Origin of the sequence: Modicisalibacter sp. MOD 31.J (genome assembly GCF_020147985.1) — a bacterium.
Classification (GTDB): domain Bacteria; phylum Pseudomonadota; class Gammaproteobacteria; order Pseudomonadales; family Halomonadaceae; genus Modicisalibacter; species Modicisalibacter coralii.
On the sequence record NZ_JAGXFF010000002.1, the window covers coordinates 46092 to 67488 of the forward strand.

General features: G+C 67.0%; 20 protein-coding genes. 11 read left to right on the forward strand and 9 right to left on the reverse strand.

The annotated features are described in order from the left end of the window. Positions 1-19: 19 nt before the first annotated feature. The 3 genes from metG to KGR00_RS05655 all read right to left on the reverse strand — a co-directional run bounded on the left by metG (position 20) and on the right by KGR00_RS05655 (position 4544). Entirely contained in the window at positions 20-2062 is a 2043-nt protein-coding gene (gene metG / locus KGR00_RS05645; RefSeq protein ID WP_224417345.1) for a methionine--tRNA ligase, read from the reverse strand. Positions 2063-2180: 118 nt separating this feature from the next. Next, entirely contained in the window at positions 2181-3338 is a 1158-nt protein-coding gene (nspC, locus tag KGR00_RS05650) for a carboxynorspermidine decarboxylase (protein ID WP_224417344.1), read from the reverse strand. A 6-nt stretch (positions 3339-3344) separates the two neighbouring features. Further along, positions 3345-4544, reverse strand: a complete 1200-nt coding sequence (locus KGR00_RS05655; protein WP_224417343.1) for a saccharopine dehydrogenase family protein — start codon at positions 4542-4544, stop codon at positions 3345-3347. Positions 4545-4901: 357 nt separating this feature from the next. On the opposite strand from KGR00_RS05655, the gene KGR00_RS05660 reads away from it, so the two are divergent. After that, on the forward strand, positions 4902-7253 hold the full coding sequence (locus KGR00_RS05660) for a DNA polymerase II (protein WP_224417342.1): 2352 nt from the start codon (positions 4902-4904) through the stop codon (positions 7251-7253). A gap of 91 nt (positions 7254-7344) precedes the next feature. Here the strand turns inward: KGR00_RS05660 and KGR00_RS05665 are convergent, their stop codons facing one another. Both KGR00_RS05665 and thiI read right to left on the reverse strand, forming a co-directional pair. After that, on the reverse strand, positions 7345-7863 hold the full coding sequence (locus KGR00_RS05665) for an Hsp20 family protein (RefSeq protein WP_224417341.1): 519 nt from the start codon (positions 7861-7863) through the stop codon (positions 7345-7347). A gap of 153 nt (positions 7864-8016) precedes the next feature. Next, on the reverse strand, positions 8017-9492 hold the full coding sequence (gene thiI, locus KGR00_RS05670) for a tRNA uracil 4-sulfurtransferase ThiI (protein WP_224417340.1): 1476 nt from the start codon (positions 9490-9492) through the stop codon (positions 8017-8019). Between the two features lie 131 nt (positions 9493-9623). On the opposite strand from thiI, the gene KGR00_RS05675 reads away from it, so the two are divergent. Both KGR00_RS05675 and KGR00_RS05680 read left to right on the forward strand, forming a co-directional pair. Further along, complete coding sequence (locus tag KGR00_RS05675; RefSeq protein WP_224417339.1) at positions 9624-10175, forward strand: YetF domain-containing protein; 552 nt, start codon at positions 9624-9626, stop codon at positions 10173-10175. Between the two features lie 257 nt (positions 10176-10432). Beyond that, positions 10433-11146, forward strand: coding sequence for a DUF2238 domain-containing protein (locus tag KGR00_RS05680; protein ID WP_224417338.1), 714 nt, complete (start codon positions 10433-10435; stop codon positions 11144-11146). Positions 11147-11155: 9 nt separating this feature from the next. Here the strand turns inward: KGR00_RS05680 and KGR00_RS05685 are convergent, their stop codons facing one another. Further along, positions 11156-11776 carry a rhomboid family intramembrane serine protease gene (locus KGR00_RS05685; RefSeq protein ID WP_224417337.1) on the reverse strand — a complete coding sequence of 207 codons (621 nt, stop codon included), beginning with the start codon at positions 11774-11776 and terminating at the stop codon, positions 11156-11158. Between the two features lie 156 nt (positions 11777-11932). On the opposite strand from KGR00_RS05685, the gene KGR00_RS05690 reads away from it, so the two are divergent. Further along, positions 11933-12400, forward strand: coding sequence for a TerB family tellurite resistance protein (locus KGR00_RS05690; protein WP_129138593.1), 468 nt, complete (start codon positions 11933-11935; stop codon positions 12398-12400). Positions 12401-12403: 3 nt separating this feature from the next. On the opposite strand, the gene KGR00_RS05695 is transcribed toward KGR00_RS05690, so the two are convergent. Further along, on the reverse strand, positions 12404-13294 hold the full coding sequence (locus KGR00_RS05695; RefSeq protein WP_129138592.1) for a YihY/virulence factor BrkB family protein: 891 nt from the start codon (positions 13292-13294) through the stop codon (positions 12404-12406). Between the two features lie 219 nt (positions 13295-13513). On the opposite strand from KGR00_RS05695, the gene KGR00_RS05700 reads away from it, so the two are divergent. From KGR00_RS05700 to dcd, 7 genes are all read left to right on the forward strand, one after another. Beyond that, the gene (locus KGR00_RS05700) at positions 13514-14089 is read left to right on the forward strand and encodes an exopolysaccharide biosynthesis protein (RefSeq protein ID WP_224417336.1); all 576 of its coding nucleotides are present in this window, start codon (positions 13514-13516) and stop codon (positions 14087-14089) included. A 53-nt stretch (positions 14090-14142) separates the two neighbouring features. Beyond that, entirely contained in the window at positions 14143-14499 is a 357-nt protein-coding gene (locus KGR00_RS05705) for a HopJ type III effector protein (RefSeq protein ID WP_129138590.1), read from the forward strand. Between the two features lie 52 nt (positions 14500-14551). Then, the gene (gene arfB / locus KGR00_RS05710) at positions 14552-14965 is read left to right on the forward strand and encodes an alternative ribosome rescue aminoacyl-tRNA hydrolase ArfB (protein ID WP_129138589.1); all 414 of its coding nucleotides are present in this window, start codon (positions 14552-14554) and stop codon (positions 14963-14965) included. A gap of 111 nt (positions 14966-15076) precedes the next feature. Further along, positions 15077-16315: a hypothetical protein gene (locus KGR00_RS05715; protein WP_224417335.1), complete on the forward strand. Its 1239-nt coding sequence runs from the start codon at positions 15077-15079 to the stop codon at positions 16313-16315. Positions 16316-16480: 165 nt separating this feature from the next. After that, positions 16481-17665, forward strand: a complete 1185-nt coding sequence (locus KGR00_RS05720) for a Xaa-Pro peptidase family protein (RefSeq protein WP_224417334.1) — start codon at positions 16481-16483, stop codon at positions 17663-17665. Positions 17666-17761: 96 nt separating this feature from the next. After that, positions 17762-18580 carry an iron-sulfur cluster carrier protein ApbC gene (gene apbC / locus KGR00_RS05725; protein WP_267899202.1) on the forward strand — a complete coding sequence of 273 codons (819 nt, stop codon included), beginning with the start codon at positions 17762-17764 and terminating at the stop codon, positions 18578-18580. Between the two features lie 113 nt (positions 18581-18693). Next, positions 18694-19260 carry a dCTP deaminase gene (gene dcd / locus KGR00_RS05730; protein WP_224417333.1) on the forward strand — a complete coding sequence of 189 codons (567 nt, stop codon included), beginning with the start codon at positions 18694-18696 and terminating at the stop codon, positions 19258-19260. A gap of 212 nt (positions 19261-19472) precedes the next feature. Here dcd and purN read toward each other — a convergent pair whose 3' ends face one another. Together purN and purM are read right to left on the reverse strand one after the other, a co-directional pair. Beyond that, entirely contained in the window at positions 19473-20207 is a 735-nt protein-coding gene (gene purN / locus KGR00_RS05735) for a phosphoribosylglycinamide formyltransferase (protein ID WP_129138584.1), read from the reverse strand. After that, the gene (gene purM, locus KGR00_RS05740; protein ID WP_224417332.1) at positions 20204-21280 is read right to left on the reverse strand and encodes a phosphoribosylformylglycinamidine cyclo-ligase; all 1077 of its coding nucleotides are present in this window, start codon (positions 21278-21280) and stop codon (positions 20204-20206) included. Before purM ends, purN begins: the two co-directional genes overlap by 4 nt. Between the last annotated feature and the right edge of the window lie 117 nt (positions 21281-21397).

Sequence of the window (21397 nt, forward strand, 5' to 3'; positions counted from 1 at the left end):
GCCGGCGGGCGATCGCCCGTCAGGTCACGCGCTGGCCAGGTTCGGCGCCGCTGTGCGGTTCGAGCAGGTAGATGCCGTTGTCGTCGCCGGCGGCGAGCACCATGCCTTCGGAGATGCCGAAGCGCATCTTGCGCGGTGCCAGGTTGGCGACCATCACCGTGAGGTGGCCTTCCAGGGCCTCCGGGGCGTAGGCGGAGCGGATGCCGGAGAACACCGTCCGTGTCTCGCCGCCCAGATCCAGGGTCAGCTTGAGCAGCTTGTCGGCGCCCTCGACGTATTCCGCCTTGGCGATGCGCACGATGCGCAGGTCGACCTTGGCGAAGTCGTCGAAGCCGATCTCGTCGGCGATGGGGTTGTCGGCCAGCGGCCCCTTGGGGGTTTCCTTGAGTTGCTTCTCCACCGCCAGATCCTCCTTCGAGGTCTCGATCATCTGATCGATCCTGTCGCGTTCGATGCGCGTCATCAATGGCTTGAACTTGTTGATGGCGTGATCCTCGAGCAGCGTGTGACGGCTCTCCCAGTCGAGGCTGTCGAGGTTGAGGAAGGCCCGGGCATCTTCGGCCATGGCCGGAACCACCGGGGCGAGATAGACCATCAGCTGGCGGAACAGGTTGATGCCCACCGAACAGATGTCGAGGACCTCCTGCTCGCGCCCCTCCTGCTTGGCCAGTACCCAGGGCTCGGCCTCGGCGATGTAGGTATTGGCCTCGTCGGCGATCTCCATGATCAGGCGCATGGCACGGCCGAACTCGCGGTCGTCGTAGTGCCCGGCGATCTCGTCGCCGGCGTCGATGGCGCGTTGCAGCAGTTGCGGCTGGGTGCAGGTGGCGGAGAGCCGCCCGCCGCCGAGCTTCTTGACGAAGCCGGCACAGCGGCTGGCGATGTTGACCACCTTGCCGACCAGGTCGGCATTCACGCGGTAGGCGAAATCGTCGAGGTTGAGGTCCAGGTCGTCGACACCGGCGGTCAGCTTGGCGGCGAAGTAATAGCGCAGATACTCGGGATTCAGGTGTTCGGCGTAGGTCGCGGCCTTGATGAAGGTGCCGCGCGACTTGGACATCTTCGCCCCGTTGACGGTGACGAAACCGTGGCAGTTCACCGCGGTCGGCGTGCGCATGCCGGCGCCGTGCAGCATGGCCGGCCAGAACAGCGCGTGGAAGTAGACGATGTCCTTGCCGATGAAGTGATAGACCTCAGCGTCGGCGCCTTCGCGCCAGTAGGCGTCGAAGTCCAGTCCCTCGCGCTCGCACAGGTTCTTGAAGCTGGCCAGGTAGCCGATGGGCGCATCCAGCCAGACGTAGAAGTACTTGCCCGGGGCGTCGGGGATCTCGAAACCGAAGTAGGGCGCGTCGCGGGAGATGTCCCACTCGTTGAAGCCGGACTCGAACCACTCCATCAGCTTGTTGCGGATCTGCGGCTGGACGTGGTCGTCGTTGATCCAGCCCTGCAGGAAGGCCGCGAAGTCGGGGAGCTTGAAGAAGTAGTGGGTGGAGCTGCGCACCTCGGGCGTGGCGCCGCTGATCGCCGAGACTGGATCGATCAGCTCCGCCGGGGTGTAGGTGGCGCCGCACGCTTCGCAGTTGTCGCCGTACTGATCCGGCGTCCGGCACTTCGGACAGGTGCCCTTGATGAAGCGATCGGCGAGGAACAACCCCTTGACCGGGTCGTACATCTGCTCGATGTCGCGGGTCGCGATATGGCCCCGATCGCGCAGCCGGGTGTAGATCAGCTCGCTGAAGTGGCGGTTTTCCTCGGAATGGGTCGAGTGATAGTTGTCGAAGGCGACCCCGAAGCGCGCGAAGTCGGCCTGATGCTCCTCGCTGACACGGTCGATCAGCGCCTGGGAGGTGATGCCTTCCTGTTCGGCACGCAGCATGATGGCGGTGCCGTGGGCGTCGTCGGCGCAGACGTAGTGGCACTGGTGGCCGCGGCTCTTCTGGAAGCGCACCCAGATATCGGTCTGGATGTATTCCAGCAGATGGCCCAGGTGAATGGCGCCATTGGCGTAGGGCAGGGCGCTGGTGACCAGGATCTTGCGCTTGGCGTTCGCGGTAGTGGGCATGGCGGCTCTAGTAGCTGATTCGCAAGGACATGAGCGTCGCTGTGGACGAAAGGCACGATTGTAGCCCGCTTGCTCGTCGGCTGCATCCGGGAGGCGGCCGGACCGCCCCCGGATACGCTCAGCTCAGCCGTTGCATGTAGTCCACGTAGCCGAAGGTCCTGACCGTACGCACCTCGCGGCTCGTCTCGTCGACCCGGCAGATCGACGGCAGGCGGATGCCGTTGAAGGTGGTGGTCTTGACCATGGTGTAGTGGGCCATGTCGGTGAACACCAGGCGGTCGCCGATGGCCAGCGGCGCGTCGAAGGCGTAGTCGCCGATCACGTCGCCGGCCAGGCAGGTGGTGCCGCCCAGGCGGTAGGTGTGGGCCTTCTCGCCGGGCATGGCGGCGCCGATGATCTCGGGCCGGTAGGGCATTTCCAGCACATCCGGCATGTGCGCGGTGGCGGAGGTATCGAGGATCACGTTGGGAACGTCGTCGTCGATGACGTCCAGCACGCTGCACACCAGAAAGCCGGTGTTCAGGGCGATCGCCTCGCCGGGCTCGAGATAGACCTCGAGATGCGGATGGCGCGCCTTGAAGTCGCGGATCAGCCGCACCAGCCGCGCCACGTCGTAGTCGGCACGGGTGATGTGGTGCCCGCCGCCGAAGTTGACCCAGCGCAGGTCGGCCAGATACGGCCCGAACCTGGCCTCGAAGGCCGCCAGCGTCGCCTCGAGGGCGTCGCTGTTCTGTTCGCACAGGGTGTGGAAGTGAAGCCCCTCCAGCCCGTCGAGGTCGCCGGGGCCAAGGTTCGCCGCGCGGGTGCCCAGCCGCGAGCCCGGCGCACAGGGATCATAGAGCGCCACCTTGCCGGTGGAATGCTCGGGATTGACCCGCAGCCCGCAGGAGACCCGGCGCGGCGCCGCCGCGACGGTGTCGCGAAAGCGCCGCCATTGGCCCGGCGAGTTGAAGCTCAGGTGGTCGGCGTAGCGCAGTACCACGTCCATCTCCGGCGCGGTGAACGCCGGCGAATAGACGTGGACCTCGCCGCCGAAGGTCTCGGCGCCGAGGCGGGCCTCGTCCTGGCCGCTGGCGGTGGTGCCCACCAGGTACTCACGGACCAGCGGGAAGGCGTCCCACAGGGCGAAGCCCTTCAGCGCCAGGAGAATTTTCGCGCCGCTGTCCGCCTGCACCTGGCCCAGCCGCTCCAGGTTGCGGCGCAGCAGGGCGTCGTCGACCACGTAGGCCGGCGAGGGGCAGGCCTGAATGTCGAACGGGATGTCGTGATTCGCCATCGTCGATCAGGCCAGCGGGTCGGCGTCGGGGTCGAGCTCGACCACCTGCCACGGCAGGCCCATGTCGGCGATGCGCGCCATGAACGGGTCCGGATCGAGCTGCTCGACGTTGAACACGCCGTCGCCCTTCCACAGCCCTTCGAGCATCAGCATGGCGCCGGTCACCGCCGGCACGCCGGTGGTGTAGGAGATCGCCTGGGACTTGACCTCCTGGTAGCACTGCTGGTGGTCGCAGATGTTGTAGATGTGCACCTTGCGGCGCTTGCCGTCCTTGATGCCGTCGACGATCACGCCGATGTTGGTCTTGCCCTTGGTGCGCGGGCCGAGCGAGGCCGGGTCGGGCAGCACCGCCTTGAGGAATTCCAGCGGGGCGATCTCGCAGCCGTTCACGGTGATCGGCTCGATGCTCGTCATGCCGACGTTCTCGAGCACCTTGAGGTGGGTGATGTACTTCTCGGAGAAGGTCATCCAGAAACGGATCCGCTCCAGCCCCTTGATGTTCTGGGACAGCGATTCGAGCTCCTCGTGGTAGAGCAGGTAGATGTCCTTCTCGCCGATGCCGTCGAAATCGAACCGGCGCGACTCGGCCAGCGGCTCGGTCATCTTCCACTCGCCCTTCTCCCAGTAGCGACCGTTCGCGGTGATCTCGCGAATGTTGATCTCCGGGTTGAAGTTGGTGGCGAACGGGTAACCGTGGTCACCGCCGTTGGCATCCAGGATGTCGATGGTGCGGATCTCGTCGAACAGGTTCTTCTGCGCGTAGGCGCAGTAGATGTTGGTCATGCCCGGGTCGAAACCGCAGCCCAGGGTGGCCATGTTGCCGGCGCCCTTGTAGCGCTCCTGGAAGGCCCACTGTTCCTTGTACTCGAACTTGGCCTCGTCCGGATGCTCGTAGTTGGCGGTGTCCAGGTAGGGCACGCCGGTACGCAGGCAGGCCTCCATGATGGTCAGGTCCTGATAGGGCAGGGCCACGTGAATCAGCACGTCGGGTTCGAACGACTCGATCAGCGCCACCAGCGCCTCGACGTCGTCGGCGTCGACCCGGGCGGTCTGGATGGGGCGATCCAGCTGGTCGGCGATCGCCTTGCATTTCGCCTCGTTGCGGCTCGCCAGGCAGATCTCGCTGAACACCTCGGGGTGCTGCGCGCACTTGTGGGTCACGACACCGCCGACGCCGCCGGCACCAATAATCAGGACTTTGCTCATGAGTTCGCTTCCAGATCGGGTAAAGTCAACAGTGAAGGTCTTATCGGTAGTGGGCAACTCACCTGTCATGCAGATGCAGCGCACCCCGACCCGATGCCACCCCGGTCTCGATCCCTCGGCCGTTCAAGCATGCCGAGAGGGCGCCGATAATGGCCTCGTCCGGGGCCGCTCTCAAGTATTTTTCACCGCCAATATGAAACGGCGTTGACGCCAACCCTAGCACAGGCGTTGCCGGCGGGTACCCGTGCGGGCGGCCTGGATCGGCGGGGCGGTCGATACGGGGCGCGCCGTGAATCGCTTGGGTCGGATGACGTGGCGGTTTACCCTTCTTCGCAAACCCTGGAGCGATCGAACCGCGTGGAACGACTGGGCTTCGTCCTGACCCGCCATTGGCGCGACACCCCCGACGGCATCGAGGTCGATCTCTGGCTGGCGACCGACGCCGGGGCGCAGCGTCTGCGCCTGTCCGGACAGACGGCGGTGGCGTTCGTGCCGGCCGCGCAGCGCCGCCGGGCCGAACGGATGGTCAACGGCGAGCCGGGCGTCGAACTGCGGGCGCTGGACCTTCGCGACTTCCATCGGCGCCCGGTCGTGGGGCTCTATTGCCGTCAGTATCGTCAGTTGCTGGGCCTGGAGCGCCGGCTGAGGGAGGCGGGCGTCAGCGTCTACGAGGCCGATGTCCGGCCGCCGGATCGCTATCTGATGGAGCGCTTCGTCACCGCACCGGTGGCCTTCGCGGACCACGGCGCGCCGAGCGGAACGCAACTCAGGCCCGCCCCGGACTATCGACCGCGGCTGCGCTGGGTGTCGCTGGATATCGAGACCAGCGAGCGCGGCGAGCTGTACTCCATCGCCCTGGAGGGCTGCGGCGAGCGTCAGGTCTATATGCTCGGACCCGCCAACGGGCCGGGCGACGCCGGTGGCGGGTTTTCGCTGGACTACCGCGACAGCCGGGCGGAACTGCTCGGGGCGCTCGATGCCTGGCTGGCGCGTCACGATCCGGACGTCATCATCGGCTGGAACCTGGTGCAGTTCGATCTGCGCGTGCTGCAACGCCATGCCGAGGCGCTGGGCACGCCACTGCGATTCGGGCGGGGCGGCGAGGCGCTGGAATGGCGCGCCCACGGCCACAAACCGGGATACTTCTTCGCCTCGGCGGCGGGGCGGCTGATCGTCGACGGCATCGAGGCGCTGCGCTCGGCGACCTGGCACTTCGATTCCTTCAGCCTGGAACACGTCGCCCAGACCCTGCTGGGCGAGGGCAAGGCGATCGACAACCCCTATCAGCGCATGGCCGACATCAAGCGCATGTTCGCCGAGGACAAGCCGGCCCTGGCGCGCTACAACCTCAAGGACTGCGAGCTGGTCACGCGGATCTTCGCGCACACCCGGCTGATCGACTTCCTGCTCGAACGCGCCGCCGTCAACGGCCTGCCCGCCGATCGCAGCGGCGGCTCGGTGGCGGCCTTCTCGCATCTCTATTTGCCGCAGATGCACCGGCTGGGCTTCGTCGCCCCCAACCTGGGTGACACCCGGGGCGAGGCCAGCCCCGGCGGCTACGTGATGGATTCGCGTCCCGGGCTCTACGACTCGGTGCTGGTACTCGACTTCAAGAGCCTCTACCCGTCGATCATTCGCAGCTTTCTGATCGATCCGGTGGGGCTGGTCGAGGGCCTGCACCAGCCGGACGAGGCCCACTCGGTGGCGGGCTTTCTCGGGGCGCGCTTCTCGCGCACGCGTCACGCTCTGCCGGCGATCGTCGAGCGGGTCTGGCAGGGTCGCGAGGCCGCCAAGCGCGACGGCAATGCACCGCTCGCCCAGGCGCTGAAGATCATCATGAACGCCTTCTACGGCGTGCTGGGCTCCCGGGGTTGCCGTTTCTTCGACCCGCGCCTGGCGTCGTCGATCACGCTGCGCGGCCACGCCATCATGAAGCGCACCCGTGAACTGATCGAGGCGCAGGGATATACCGTCATCTACGGCGATACCGACTCGCTGTTCGTGTGGCTGGGGCGAGCCCACGAGGAGACCGAGGCGGCACGCATCGGCCGGGGGCTGGTGGATCGGGTCAACACCTGGTGGCGCGAGCGGCTGCGCGAGGACCACGCACTGGAGAGCGCCCTGGAGCTGCAGTTCGAGACCCACTACCGGCGGTTCCTGATGCCCACCATCCGCGGCGCCGAGGCGGGCAGCAAGAAGCGCTACGCCGGGCTGATCCGCGAGGCCGATGGCAGTGAACGAGTGGCGTTCAAGGGCATGGAGACGGTGCGTACCGACTGGACGCCGCTGGCCAAGGTCTTCCAGCAGGAACTCTACCGGCGCGTGTTCCTCGGCGAGCCGTATCGTGACTTCGTGCGTGACTACGTCGATCGCACCCTGGCCGGCGAATTCGACGAGCGACTGGTGTATCGCAAGCGACTGCGGCGACGCCTCGACGACTATCAGCGCAACGTGCCGCCCCATGTGCGTGCCGCGCGCCTGGCCGACGCCGTCAACGATCGGCTGGGTCGACCGCGCCAGTATCAGAGTGGCGGCTGGATCCGCTATCTGATCACCATTGCCGGCCCGGAGCCACTGGAGGCGCACCGATCGGCCATCGATTACCCGCACTACCTGGATCGTCAGCTCCAGCCCATCGCCGACGCCATCCTGCCGTTCGTCGGCGACGACTTCGCGGCGCTCGTCGACCGGCAGATGGGGCTGTTTTGAGCGGTTGCAAAAAACATGGCCCCGCCGAAGCGGGGCCCGATTCTGTCGTCGGCGTGCTTGCCGACGCAGCCTGTCTCGTGGGTCGAGACGTTCAGACCGAGGCGCGCTCGCGCAGCGGTTCCTCGAGCGGCTCGGTCGTGGCCTCTTCCAGTCGCCTGACCCCTGAGCCATCGGATTCGCTGGAGCCGATGGCAATGCGCCGCGGCTTCTCGGCCTCCGGGATCTCGCGGCGCAGGTCGATGGTCAGCAGGCCGTTTTCCAAGTGCGCGCCCTGCACCTCGATATGGTCCTCCAGCCGATAGGTCAGCTTGAAGGAGCGCTGGGCAATGCCCTGGTGCATGTAGCGGACCTTGGTATCGTCCTGGCTGGCCTGCGGCTTGGCGCCGGAGACCGTCAGCACGCCGCCTTCGAGCTGGATGTCGAGATCCTGCTCGCTGAAGCCGGCCACCGCCAGCACGATGCGGTAGTCGTTGTCGCCGTGCTTCTCGACGTTGTACGGCGGGAAGCCGGTACTGGCGTTGCCGTCGAAGGCGCGTTCGAACAGGTCGTTGAAACGGTCGAAACCGATCGAATGGCGGAAGAGCGGTTCCAGAGAAAATGCGCTACTCATGGTCGTCACCTCCTACTCGTTAGCGAAGTTCGGCCTTCCCGACGTGGAACCCGCTTGGCGGCATCCCTGGGGAAGGCATTGCCGCTTGGCAATTCATGAAGTAGGGGCGGGTGCAACCGTTTCAAGTCGCCTTTTTGTAAAAAAATGTAACCATCATTGAGTGTGGCGATAGACGCCGAAGTGGCGCAGTCCGCGGTCCGCGAGGTGCATGGCCTGCATGCGACTCATTACACCCTGGGCGCAGTAGAGCAGGTAGCGGCGATCGTCCGGCAGCGTCGGCGCGCGCTCGGCCAGTTCGAAGAAGGGGATCGCCAGCGGTTCGCCGTGGGGCAGTTCCAGGGGAGCGGCGTCGCGCTCGTCGGGATGGCGAATGTCGATCACCGTGGCGTCGTCGGCCGCGATCAGCGCCCGGGGCGAGTCGATCTCGACGATCTCGGGCAGCGCGGTGCGACTCGTCGCCAGCCGGTCGCTGCGGGTCAGGGTGGCCGCCTCGACCGCGGCGTCGAGCACCGCGAGATCGAAATCGGCCTCGCCGCGTTCGACCTGATCGGCACGCGGCTTGACGTTGGGGCGCCGGGACATCGCACCGCAGTATTCCGGCAACCCCTCGGCGATCTCGGCGGTACCGATGTGCCGGGCCTCGGCGATGATCGTCTGCTTGTCGCTGGCGATCAGCGGGCGCAGGATCGGGCGCTCGCTGACCGCGTCGATCAGCCCCAGGTTGACGAGGCTCTGGCTCGAGACCTGCGCCAGGGCGTCGCCGGTGATCAGCGCCGGGATGCCCGCGCGCTGGGCCACGCGGTTGGCGGCGCGCAGCATCATGCGCTTGAGCACCACGCCGGCCACGCCGTCGGGCACCCGGCGCTGGATCTCGTCGACCACGGCGTCGAAGGGCACGCTGATGAAATTGACGCGGTGCGAGGCGCCGTAGCGTCGCCACAGGCGATGCACGGCCTCGCGTACCGCCCGTTCGTGGGCCGGCCCGCCCAGGTTGAAGAACACGAAGTGGACCTTGAGACCGCGGCGCAGCAGGCGCCAGGCGGCGACCGGCGAATCGTAGCCGCCGGAGATCAGCGCCAGCGCCTGACCCTGGGTTCCCATCGGATAGCCGCCGAGCCCGGGCAGGCGGCGAGTGACCAGGCGCAACTGGCGGTCGGTGAGTTCGACGCGCACGTCGACCTCGGGGCGCTCGAGATCCACCGAAGCGCCCTCGGCGGCGGCGAGCAGCGCGCCGCCCAGACGGCGTTCGAGATCCTCGGAGGTGAAGTCGTGTCGGCCACGGCGCTTGACGCTGACCCGGAAGCGCTTGCCGGCCAGCGCGTCGCGCCACAGCGCGACCAGTCGCTCGGCGGCCGCGTCGCCGGTGGTGAACGGGTGCGATTCGACCACCTGCACCTCGTGGATGCCGGAAATGCGGGTCAAGGCGCTTTCCAGCGTCTCCCGGGTGGCATCGTCGAGGGCCTCGCGGGGGCGTACCTCGAGGGCATCCCAGCAATCGGGGACGCGCACCTCGATGCCGTGGCGGGCGAGGGCGTTGCGGATGTTGTTGCGCAGGCTGCGCACCATCTCGCGACGGACCGAGCGCGACTTGATGACGATTTCCGGAAACAGCTTGACCCGATAGCGCATGGAGGTGTCGGTGGCGGTCAGGATGGGCGGTACAGGGTAACAAGCCGCCGGCCGCGGCTCCACCGCGCGGCTTTCGCCATCCCGGCGTGGCGCTTAGGCTGAGTGGACGATGAGCATCGCAGGGAGGCGTCATGGATCCGATCTTCTTCGACGGCGGGGCGGCGTTGTGGCGCGTCGCGCTGTCCAGCGTGCTGGCCTACATCGGTCTGGTGGCGATGCTGCGCGTATCGGGGCGGCGCACGCTGTCGAAGATGAATGCCTTCGACCTGGTGGTCACCGTGGCGCTGGGCTCGATTCTCGCCTCGATCGTGTTGAGTCGCGACGTGACTCTGGCTCAGGGCGGGTTGGCCCTGGCGCTGCTGATCGGCATGCAGTATCTGGTGACCTGGAGCAGCGTGCGCCTGCCGTGGGTGCGTCGGCTGGTGACCGGCGAACCGGCCCTGCTACTGCATCGCGGCGAGCTGCTGCCCGGCGCGCTGCGCGTTGCCCGGGTGACGCCGGCGGAGATCCGCGCGGCGGTGCGCTCCGCCGGTCTGGCCTCGCTGGACGAGGTCGAGGCGGTGGTTCTCGAGACCGACGGCGAGCTGAGCGTGGTCGGCCGCGTCGAGGGTGACGAGGCGTCGAGCCTGGCCGACGTGACGCGTCCCGGTCGGCGCGCCGATCGCGCCCGCCGAGCGCCGTGAACGACCCGGGCACGCGGGATGAGGCGCGATGGCGGGCGGCGAGTCCCGAATGGTCGCGTGCCCCGGCGCGGGGTAGACTGCTCGGCTAAGGAAATGCTGAATAAATCGACGAGCGGGATGAAGCGCGAGGCGCATGGAACGCAGAAAACGAGACATAACATGAAGTTAGGCGAGTTTTCGAGTACCACGCAACGAAGCGATTCGCTCGCGCAGGCATTTATGCAGCGTTTCCCTAATCATGGCCAGGGGCGAAGACGATGATCGGACGCGGGTATCGGGGAATCGTGCTGGGGATCTTCGTCGGCGTATCCGCGTGGCTCGCCGTCGCGCCGAGCGACCGCGCCGACTGGGCGCTGGAAAACGTCCTGGTCGTGCTCTTCGTGATGCTGCTGGGGCTGTCCTGGCGGCGCTTTCCGTTATCGCGGGTTTCCTACACGCTGATCGCGGTGTTCCTGACCCTTCACGAGATCGGCGCCCACTACACCTACTCGAACGTGCCCTATGACGCCTGGTGCCGGCAGTGGCTGGGATTCAGCCTCGACCAGGCGCTGGGCTGGCGGCGCAACAACTTCGACCGTGTCGTTCACTTCGCCTACGGCCTGCTGCTGACCTACCCGATCCGCGAGTTCTACTTTCGCGTGGCGGATTCCCGTGGCGTATGGGGCTATCTCCTCCCGCTGCAGTTGGTGATGGCCACCTCGATGCTCTACGAGCTGTTCGAATGGGGGGCCGCCGAGTGGTTCGGCGGCGATCTCGGCATGGCCTATCTGGGCACGCAGGGCGATATGTGGGACGCCCAGAAGGACATGGCGCTGGCCAGCCTGGGGGCGTTGGTCGCCATGCTGATCACGCTGGGCATCAATCTGGCGACCCAGCGTGACTTTCATCGCGAGTGGCGCCGCAGTCTCGCCGTCAAGTATCCCGAGCCGCTCGGCGAAGAGGCGATCCGGCGCCGCCTGTCCGGGCAGTGACGCTGCGGCTCACAAACCCACTTGCTGGAGGAAGTGCGGCAGGGCGACCGGATCGAGCAGCAGGATGATCGCCACGCCGCCGATGGCACCCCCGAGATGCGCCTCGTGAGCGAGCCCCCCGGCCTGGCCGGGGCCCCGATGGCTCATCGCGTACATCGAGACGGCGACGAAGCCGATGGCGAAGAGAATGGCGGGAATCGGGATGGCGAAGAACAGGTACAGCATCCGGAACGGCTCGTAGACGCAGAAGGCGAACACGATGCCGGTGATCGCCCCGGAAGCGCCCACCGCGGAGTAGCGGCGGTTGCTGCGCTGAATGATCAGCGCCAGCCCCTGGGCGGCGAGGTCGGCGCCGAGGTACAGGATCAGATAGCGCAGCGGACCCAGGTACAGTTCGAGCCAGGGGCCGAAGAAGTACAGCGTCAGCATGTTGACCAGCAGGTGTGCGCCATGGACGTGCAGGAAGCCGGCGGTCAACAGCCGGTAGAGTTCGCCGTGGCGCAGGATGCGCTCGGGCTTGAAGGCCAGCTTGTCGAGCCACCCGGGCCGGCGGTGCAGCACGTAGAGGCTCGCCACCACGTTGATGACGATCAGCACCAGGGTGACCGGGGTACGGGTCAGGTCGATCATGGAATCTCCATTCGAGTCGATGTTGCCCCGACGATACCCGCCGGTGCGCTCCTGGCAAGCGTGTCATGCCGGGGAGCGGTCAGTGGCGCCCGTCATGCAACATCCCGGGCTCGCGTCGGTCGTATAGGATACGACGCCCGAGGAGGAGACCGACGCATGCTCGACGCCATTCAGGACTTTTTCCACCGTGCCCTGGCGGTGCCCGACGACCACGGTCAGCGTGAACTGACGCTGGAACTGGCCACCGCCGCGCTGTTCTGCGAGATCGTGCGCGCCGATAATCACTTCGATGACCGTGAGCGTCGGGCGCTGCGCGAGATGCTCATGGCGCGCTTCTCGCTGTCCGCTACGGCGGTCGACGAATTGGTGCAACTCGCCGAGGATGCGACGGACCAGGCGGTGGATCACTTCCAGTTCGTGCGGCTGGTCAACGAGCACTACGGCTACGACGACAAGGTCGCCCTGGTCGAGCTGATGTGGCGCCTGGCCTACGCCGATGACGAACTGGACGCCCAGGAGGAGCATCGCATCCGCAAGCTGGCGGATCTGCTGTTCGTGCGCCACAGCGATTTCATTCGCACCAAGCTGCGGGTCCAGGAGGCGCGGGGCCCGTCGCGCCATTGAGTGTCAATGGCCGGGCCGGTGCCGCGGCGTCTCGTACCAGTGCAGGCCGGCGCGCGCGCTGGCTTCCAGTTCGGCGATCACCTGGGCGCCGAGCAGCAGGATGATCGCGCCGATCTCGAGGCTCAGCAGCACCACGATCAGGGTCGCCAGCGAGCCGTAGACGGCGTTGACGTAGGAAATATTGGCGAAGTAATAGCCCAGCACCAGACGCACGCTCTCCCACAGCAGGGCGGCGACGAAGCCGCCGATCAGCGCTCGGCTGGGGGCGATGCGCACCACGGGCATGATCTTGTAGATGGCGCTGAACAGACCGACCAGCCCGATGAAGCTGAGCAGATTCAGGGTCACCGTGGCAACGATCGCCGACGGAAGCTCGACGTCGTACAGCGCCAGCAGCAGCTGGTTGAAGGCATCGCCCATCGCCAGCAGCACGGTCAGCGCCAGCAGCCCGGCACCGAGTACCAGCATGAAAGCGTAGGGCAGCAGGGCGGAGACCCAGAAGCGACGCTTCTTCGGGTCGTCGGGCTGATGGAAGATCAGCGCGATCGAGTCCTCGAGCATGCGAAAGGCGAAGGAGCTGAAGAACAGCAGCACCAGCGTGCCGACCACCCCCACCACGTCGCGTGAATCGACCAGGGTGCGTACCGAGTCGAGGATCACGTCGGCGTGGGCCGGGGCGAGATGCTGGGCCTGAATGGCGATGATCTCGAGCAGGCGCTGCTCGCTGACCACGTGGGTCAACAACACGCAGAGCATGGCGAACAGCGGTACCGTCGACAGCAGCACGTTGTAGCCGACCCCGCCGGCCAGCAGGATGCCGCGATTCTTGAAGAAGGCGCCCAGGACTCGCAGCGAAAAGCGCCAGAGCCGGGCCGTCAGGACCAGACGTTGCATCGCATTTCCTTTGCAGGCGGTTTCCGCCACCGGAAGAATGGGCCGGATGCCGTGGCGGCGTGTCCCGGTTCTTGCCTCAGTATCCGACACGCCGGGCGTTACCTCCAAGCCCGGTGCCGGGGTGGCCCCGTGAAATCGTGGGCCGAGTCGTCCGGCGAGCGGTCGTCGAGCGGCCGGGTGAGGCGTCGTCCGGACGCGATGGACAGGGAGATGCGCAGGATGAATGGACTCGAGGCATTGTTGACGCGACTGTTGGCCAGCGCCGAAGGCGAGGGGGATGTCACCCTGGAGCGCATGCTGGCGGCGCTGGGCGAGCGGGCATTCGGCCCGGTCATGCTCTTCGCCGGGCTGGTCACGGTGATGCCGCTGCTGGGTGACATCCCCGGCGTGCCGACCCTGATGGCACTGCTGGTCGCCCTGACCGCCGGGCAACTGCTGTTGCAGCGGCGGCGCTTCTGGCTGCCGCGCTGGTTGCTGCGCCGCTCGATGGCGAGCCGCCATGTACGCAGCGGTGTACGGCGTCTGCTGCCGCTGGCGCGCCTCATCGACCGCGGATTGCGGCCGAGATGGTGCGTGCTGACCGGCGAGGTCGGCAGTCATCTGATCGCCGTCGCCTGCCTGGCGATCGCCGCGGCCATGCCGGTGATGGAGTTCATCCCTTTCTCGGCGACCGGCGCCGGTATCGCCCTGGTCGCCTTCGGGCTGGCGCTGGTGGCCCGCGACGGGGTTCTCGCCCTGCTGGCCCTGGCCTGCACCGGGGTGACGGCGGGGCTCGTCGGCCACTGGCTGTGGTGAGCGCGGGGCGTCTTGCGTAGAGTACGGGCTTTGCCCGTTGGCCGGATACGCCCATGACCCTCGACGATTTCCTGCATCGCCTGCGCAACGCCCCCGACACGCTCGCCTTCGCCGACACCCTGGCGGTGATCGATCGCCATTACCGCTTCACGCCGGTGGGGTTTCGCAACGGCGAGGTGACCAATGCCCCCGGCGAGAACGCCGGTTCCTGCCGGGTGCTGGCCTTCGCCCGCCGGCATGAGCTGGACGTCGAACAGACGCTGCACTGCTTCGGCGAGGTGTATCGTGATGAGGTACTGGGCGATCCGCAGGGCCACGGCCATCGCAATATCCGCGAATTCCGCCGCCGGGGCTGGGCCGGCGTGGCGTTCGACGCCGAGCCCCTGGCGCCCCGCGATGGCGCCGAGTGAGGTCGACGTCTCGCCCCGGCGGGAAACGCATCGCTATCCAGAAGGTTATTCCATGTTGCAGATATCTAGGCAGGTCAGCCTGCCCGACGACGAGATCGAGATGCAGGCGGTCCGCGCCCAGGGGGCCGGTGGCCAGAACGTCAACAAGGTGGCCTCGGCGGTGCACCTGCGTTTCGACATCGCGGCTTCCTCGTTGCCGGCGGTCTACAAGGAGCGCCTGCTGGCGTTGCGTGACCAGCGCATCACCCGTGACGGGGTGGTGGTGATCAAGGCCCAGCGATATCGCACCCAGGAGCAGAATCGCGCGGACGCCCTCGAGCGGCTGCACAGCCTGATCCGCGGTGTGGCGGTACCGGCCAAGAAGCGCATTCCCACGCGCCCCACCAAGGCGTCGAAGCGGCGCCGGCTCGATGCCAAGAGCCGCAAGGGTCAGCGCAAGGCGCTACGTGGCAAGGTGGACCACTGAGCGCCGTCCCGGGCTCTGCCGCGACAGCTCGACTAGAGATTTCGTCTTGCCCCGAGGGACGGAGATGGTCATGGTGTAAGACGGTACGCCTCGAACCAGAAGGAGACATCCATGGCAGAGCCGTCTTCGACCCCGGCCGATCCGCAGCCGGGCCAGCCGTTCAAGGACAATCGGGTCCGCGCCGTCGTCGTGGTCGCCGTGGTGGCGGTCATCGCGGCAATCTATATCGCCTCCAGCGCCAGTTCCCAGGAGGACCAGTGGGAGAAGCAGCGGGCGTCGCTGGAATCGCAGATCGACGACCTGCAGAACCAGAAGCAGGCCCTCGAACAGCGTAACGCCAGCTTCGAGAAGGCCTACGCCAGCGTCGAGCAGGCGCAGGACGCCCAGAAGTCGCTGCAGCAGCAGAACACCCAGGCGCAGCAGCAGCTCGAGCAGGTGCAGTCGCAGCTCAACGACGCCAAGCAGCGTCTCAGCGAGCAGCAGAGCCAGATCCAGACGCGCGATCAGCAACTGCAGTCGCTGCAGGGCCAGGTCGAGCAGACCCAGTCGAAGCTCGACGATCTCAATGAGCAGGTCGACAGCGGCCAGCAGAAACTCGCCCAGGCTCAGAAGGATCTCCAGCAGGCTCAGGACAAGACCGCCGAGGTCGAGGGGCGTCACGCCGAACTGCAGAAGAAGGTGCAGTCCCAGGAAGATCGCCTGAGTGCGCTCGAGAAACAGGTCAAGACGCGGGAATCCGAACTGGCCGATCTGCAGGGCCAGACCGCCGAGGCCAAGGAGAACCTCGAGCAGGTTCGTCAGTCTCTCGAGGAAACCCGCCAGCAGCAGCAGTCGCTGGCTTCCCAGGTCGACGAGACCCGCCAGCGTCTCGATCAACTGAATGCGCAGATCCAGACCCGGGTCCAGCGTCTCCAGGCCCTGCAGGATCACCTGGGCAACGTCCAGCAGGAGCTCTCCAGCATCGTCGGCATGCAGCAGACCCTGAAGCAGTTGTCGCAGCGCATCGACAGCGTGCAACAGGAAACCGGCAGCGACCAGTCCGAGGCGGCGGGCGAGGAGCCGGACGCCGCTCAGGGCCAGAACCAGGGCGGACAGACTCAGAGCGGCCAGTCCAGCGACCCGAAGACGACTCGAGATCAATCGCCGTCGAGCGAATCGCGGGATCAGACCCAGGGCCAATCGAATGGGAGCGAAAGCACCCAGGGCCAACAGGGGCAGGACGCGTCGGGCTTTTCTGAGCAAGACGACTCTGAGCAAGGCGGCGAGCAGTCCCAGAACGAGAGCGCGCCGGATGACGCGAGCACGTCGCAGCAAGAGGACGCGCCCGCCGCTTCCGCGCCATCCTCCTGATAGCGCCTCGCGACGCACGCTGCATCGACACCGGCCGGGCTTGCCCCGGCCGGTGTCTTCTTGTGGGGCCTTTCTCGTCCCGGGTGTGCGGTGGTCTTGGCGAGTCAGGCCCGCCAGCGTCTAGGCTGGGGAAGATGGTCGCCAGCCACGACGAGGAGATCAGCCATGGAGCATACGGGATATCGCCGCCAGCTCGAGCCGCTCGCCGGCAGCGAGTGCGTGTTTCCGCGGGCCGAACTGCAGCGCCGGCGAGACGCGGTGCGACAGGCGATGCAGGCCGCCGAGGTGGAGGCCCTGCTGCTCACCGCACCGGCCGACATCTTCTACCTGACCGGTTACAGCACCTTCGAGGTCTCCGTGCACACGGCGCTGGTGGTGACCCTGGATCACCTGATGCTCCAGGTGCCGTCGATCGAGGTGGGGCCGGCGGTCACCTGTACCCGGGTCGACGACATTCGCAGCTATCGCTGGGAGAATCTCGCCGAGGTCATCGAGCCGCTCGCCGAAGTCCTGGCCATGGCGACCGGGCGTATCGGCATCGACCCCTGGCACGGGTCCTTGCGCCAGGGCGTGCTGGCGGGGCTGCGCGAACGACTGCCCGGTCGTGAGTTCGTCGATGCTGCCGATCTGCTGCACGGCGTGAAGCTCGTCAAGTCGCCGCTCGAGCTCGACTATCTCGGCGAGAGCGCGCGGATCACCGGCACGGGCATCGCCGCGGCGGCCGAGGCCGTGCGTGCCGGGGCCACGGACAGCGAGATCGCCGCGACGGGCGCTCGGGCCATGCACGAGGCCGGCAGCGAATTCATGAGCATGCAGCCGATCGTCGTCGCCGGCGCGCGCAGCAGCGTGGGGCATCTCAACCATCGGCGGCGCCCGGTCGGTATCGACGAATCGGTGTTCATGGAGTTCGGCTCGGCCTGGAACCGCTACACGGCGCCGATGATGCGCACCGTGGTGGCGGGCCGGCCGAGCGCGCGGATGATCGAGGTCTTCGATACCTGTCGGCGGATCTACGACGCCCTGCTCGGCGCCATGCGTCCCGGGCGGTCCTTCGAGAGCGCCGCCCGGGCCGCGGAGCAGGCCTTCGCACCGCTGAGCGACGATGCCTATATCTCGGGCGTCTACGGCTATGCCGTGGGGGCGCAGTTCCCGCCGTCCTGGGTCGAGGGCTCGGGGTTCATCGCCCGCGGTCAGACCCGCTGCTTTGCACCGGACATGGTCTTCCACCTGCCGATCTGCCTGCGCCTGCCGGGGCAGTGGGGTATCGGCTGCAGCGACACGGTGCGCGTCACCGAAACCGGCGGCGTGGCGCTGACGGCCAACCCCTGGTCGCTCGGCGTCGACGCTTGACCCGAAAAGTCGACTATCCTGCTTGGTTATGCCCGGCGACGGCGGGTTATACTGGCGTCGGCGAGGCGTGAGCATGTTCGGCGCCGATACGTTGCAATCAAGGAGTCAGTCGTGATCGAGGGAGTCAAGCATATCGTCGCCGTGGCCTCCGGCAAGGGCGGGGTCGGCAAGTCCACGGTGACCGCCAACCTGGCGCTGGCGATGGCCGCCGAAGGCTATCGGGTCGGCCTGCTGGACGCCGATATCTACGGGCCCAGCCAGGCGCAGATGCTGGGTATCGCGGAAGGGACGCGTCCCGAAGTGGTGGGCGAGAAGAGCTTCAAGCCGATCCAGGCCCACGGTCTCCAGGCGATGTCGATGGCGCTGATGGTCGACATCAGCGAACCCATGGTGTGGCGCGGGCCGATGGTTTCCGGTGCTTTCCAGCAGCTGCTCAATCAGACGGTGTGGGACGATGTCGACTACCTGTTCATCGACATGCCGCCGGGCACCGGCGACATCCAGTTGACGCTCGCCCAGAAGGTGCCGGTCTCGGGGGCGGTGATCGTCACCACGCCGCAGGATATCGCGCTGCTCGACGCGCGCAAGGGCATCGAGATGTTCCGCAAGGTCAACGTGCCGGTACTCGGCGTGGTCGAGAACATGAGCCTGCACATCTGCTCCCACTGCGGCCATAGCGAGCCGATCTTCGGCAGCGGCGGTGGCGAGCGCATCGCCGAGCAGTACGACACCCGCCTGCTGGGCCAGCTGCCGCTGCAGTTGTCGATCCGCGAGCAGGCGGACGGCGGCCGGCCCAGCGTGGTCGCCGAGCCGGACGGCGAGGTCGCCGCGACCTTCCGCGCGGTGGCCAGGGAGGTGGCCGCCGGGGTCGAGGGCCAGAGCGACGAAGGGCCCAGCATCTCCTTCAGCGAGTGATCGCGGGGCGAGAGGCGCGTCGCGCGCTTTCACCGAGCCGACGGGGTCGTTATGATAACGGCCCCGTTTTTCGACCGCGGGCCCCTGACCGTGGCAGTGCAAGGACTTCCCCGATGAGCATCAAATCCGACAAGTGGATTCGCCGCATGGCCGAGCAGGAAGGCATGATCGAGCCGTTCGAGTTCGATCAGGTCCGTCACGTCAATGGCCAGCGGGTGATCTCCTACGGGACCTCCAGCTACGGCTACGACGTGCGCTGCGCCGACGAGTTCAAGGTCTTCACCAACATCCATTCGGCGGTGGTCGACCCCAAGGGCTTCGACGAGAAGAGCTTCGTCGACATCAAGGGCGATGCCTGCGTGATCCCGCCCAATTCCTTCGCCCTGGCGCGCACCGTCGAGTACTTTCGCATCCCGCGCAGCGTGCTGACCATCTGCCTGGGCAAGTCGACCTACGCGCGCTGCGGCATCATCGTCAACGTCACGCCGCTCGAGCCCGAGTGGGAAGGGCACGTGACACTCGAGTTCTCCAACACCACCAACCTGCCGGCGCGCATCTACGCCAACGAGGGCGTGGCGCAGATGCTGTTTCTCGAATCCGACGAGGAGTGCGCGATCTCCTACAAGGATCGCGGCGGCAAGTACATGGGCCAGCGCGGCGTGACCCTGCCGCGGACCTGACCCGGCTTCGCCGGGAGCCGTAAGTCACAAGCCTGGATCTGTAAGAAAAAGTGACCCCTATCGGCCTTGTGGCGATGGGGGGCACTTTTGATTATCTGGTTTACCGCTTACCGCTTACCGCTTACCGCTTACCGCTTACCGCTTACCGCTTACCGCTTACCGCTTACCGCTTACCGCTTACCGCTTACCGCTTACCGCTTACCGCTTACCGCTTACTCCTCGATATCCTCGTCCAGTTCCTCGGCGGCGTCCTCGTGGGAAAGACGCATGCCCTGGGGGGGCAGCGGCACGCCGTCGAGCGTCGGCCCCTCGGCGCCGAGCTGAAGGCGGCCTTCGAGGAACCAGCGCACGGCGATCGGGTAGATCAGGTGCTCGCGGGCGTGAATGCGCTCGACCACCGTCTCTTCGCTATCGCCGGGGCGGATCTTGAGTGCCGCCTGCATCACCACCGGGCCGCCGTCGAGTTCCTCGGTGACGAAGTGCACGCTGACGCCGTGCTCCTCGACGCCGTCGGCCAGTGCCCGGGCGTGAGTGTTCAGTCCCTGGTAGGCGGGCAGCAGCGAGGGGTGGATGTTGAGCAGCCGGCCGTTGAAGCGGTGCACGAACATCGGAGTGAGGATGCGCATGAAGCCGGCGAGCACCACCAGGTCGGGCTCGTGGCGTTCGATCACCTTGATCAGGGCGCCGTCGAAGGCGTCGCGGCTGTCGTACTCGCGGTGCGGCAGCGCCACGGCCTCGATGCCGGCGTCATGGGCGCGCTTGAGGCCGTAGGCATCGGCCTTGTTCGAGATCACCGCGACGATCTCGCCGCCCAGCTCGCCGTAGGCCTGGGCGTCGATCAGCGCCTGCAGGTTGCTGCCGTTGCCGGAGATCAGCACCACCACGCGCCGCGCGTCGGCCGGCTCGGCGGTGAAGTCGTTGAGGGTGTCGGTGGTCTCGTCGGTCATGCCTCGAGGTTCTCCAGTCGCACCTGTTCCTCGTCGCCCTCGCGGGAGACGATCTCGCCGAGGGTGACGACCCGCTCGCCGGCAGCCTCGAGATGCGCGCGTGCCGCCTCGGCCTGGGCCGCGGGCACCACCACCACCATGCCGATGCCGCAGTTGAGCACGCGATACATCTCGCGAGCGGCCACATTGCCCTTTTCCTGCAGCCAGTCGAACACCGCGGGGCGCTGCCAGGCGCCGACGTCGACGCGGGCGGCGAGCGAGTCGGGCAGCACCCGCGGCAGGTTCTCGGTCAGCCCGCCGCCGGTGATGTGCGACAGGGCGTGGACCGCGACGCCGCTGTCGCGGATCAACGAAAGCAGCGGCTTGACGTAGATGCGCGTCGGCGCGAGCAGGGCGTCGCCCAGCGGCCGGCCGTCGAGGTCGGCGTCGAGGTCCGCGCCGCTGACCTCGAGGATCTTGCGAATCAGCGAATAGCCGTTGGAGTGCGGGCCGGAGGAGGTCAGGCCGAGCAGCACGTCGCCTTCGCCGACCCGGCTGCCGTCGAGGATCTCGGACTTCTCGACCACGCCGACGCAGAAGCCGGCCAGGTCGTAGTCGCTGCCCTCGTACATGCCGGGCATCTCGGCGGTCTCGCCGCCGACCAGCGCGCAGCCGGCCTGCAGGCAGCCCTCGCCGATGCCGGCGACGACGTCGGCGGCGATGTCGACATCCAGCTTGCCCGTGGCATAGTAGTCGAGGAACTGCAGCGGCTCGGCGCCGGCCACCACCAGGTCGTTGACGCACATCGCCACCAGGTCGATGCCGATGGTGTCGTGGCGCTTCAGGTCCATGGCCAGGCGCAGCTTGGTGCCCACGCCGTCGGTGCCGGTGACCAGCACCGGCTGACGATAGCCGGCGGGCAGTTCGCACAGGGCGCCGAAACCGCCCAGACCGCCCAGCACTTCGGGGCGATGCGTGCGCTTGGCCACGCCCTTGATGCGTTCGACCAGGGCGTTGCCGGCGTCGATGTCCACGCCGGCGTCCTTGTAGCTCAGAGAAGGGGGCTGTGAAGAGTCGGCGTCGCTGGGGTTCATGGCGCGTCCTGTGATGACCTGTCGTGGAAGCCTTTCGGCGAGGGCCCGATAGCCTGGAGCCTAGAGGTGAAAGCGCGCGCATTGTAGCATCGCGCTTGGCGCGGTGCATCGACGTGC

Coding starts and splice junctions, on each gene's coding strand:
- metG (WP_224417345.1), bottom strand. CDS start 2,062: ATGCCCACTACCGCGAACGCCAAGCGCAAGATCCTGGTCACCAGCGCC.
- nspC (WP_224417344.1), bottom strand. CDS start 3,338: ATGGCGAATCACGACATCCCGTTCGACATTCAGGCCTGCCCCTCGCCG.
- KGR00_RS05655 (WP_224417343.1), bottom strand. CDS start 4,544: ATGAGCAAAGTCCTGATTATTGGTGCCGGCGGCGTCGGCGGTGTCGTG.
- KGR00_RS05665 (WP_224417341.1), bottom strand. CDS start 7,863: ATGAGTAGCGCATTTTCTCTGGAACCGCTCTTCCGCCATTCGATCGGT.
- thiI (WP_224417340.1), bottom strand. CDS start 9,492: ATGCGCTATCGGGTCAAGCTGTTTCCGGAAATCGTCATCAAGTCGCGC.
- KGR00_RS05675 (WP_224417339.1), top strand. CDS start 9,624: ATGGATCCGATCTTCTTCGACGGCGGGGCGGCGTTGTGGCGCGTCGCG.
- KGR00_RS05680 (WP_224417338.1), top strand. CDS start 10,433: ATGATCGGACGCGGGTATCGGGGAATCGTGCTGGGGATCTTCGTCGGC.
- KGR00_RS05685 (WP_224417337.1), bottom strand. CDS start 11,776: ATGATCGACCTGACCCGTACCCCGGTCACCCTGGTGCTGATCGTCATC.
- KGR00_RS05690 (WP_129138593.1), top strand. CDS start 11,933: ATGCTCGACGCCATTCAGGACTTTTTCCACCGTGCCCTGGCGGTGCCC.
- KGR00_RS05695 (WP_129138592.1), bottom strand. CDS start 13,294: ATGCAACGTCTGGTCCTGACGGCCCGGCTCTGGCGCTTTTCGCTGCGA.
- KGR00_RS05700 (WP_224417336.1), top strand. CDS start 13,514: ATGAATGGACTCGAGGCATTGTTGACGCGACTGTTGGCCAGCGCCGAA.
- KGR00_RS05705 (WP_129138590.1), top strand. CDS start 14,143: ATGACCCTCGACGATTTCCTGCATCGCCTGCGCAACGCCCCCGACACG.
- arfB (WP_129138589.1), top strand. CDS start 14,552: ATGTTGCAGATATCTAGGCAGGTCAGCCTGCCCGACGACGAGATCGAG.
- KGR00_RS05715 (WP_224417335.1), top strand. CDS start 15,077: ATGGCAGAGCCGTCTTCGACCCCGGCCGATCCGCAGCCGGGCCAGCCG.
- KGR00_RS05720 (WP_224417334.1), top strand. CDS start 16,481: ATGGAGCATACGGGATATCGCCGCCAGCTCGAGCCGCTCGCCGGCAGC.
- dcd (WP_224417333.1), top strand. CDS start 18,694: ATGAGCATCAAATCCGACAAGTGGATTCGCCGCATGGCCGAGCAGGAA.
- purN (WP_129138584.1), bottom strand. CDS start 20,207: ATGACCGACGAGACCACCGACACCCTCAACGACTTCACCGCCGAGCCG.
- purM (WP_224417332.1), bottom strand. CDS start 21,280: ATGAACCCCAGCGACGCCGACTCTTCACAGCCCCCTTCTCTGAGCTAC.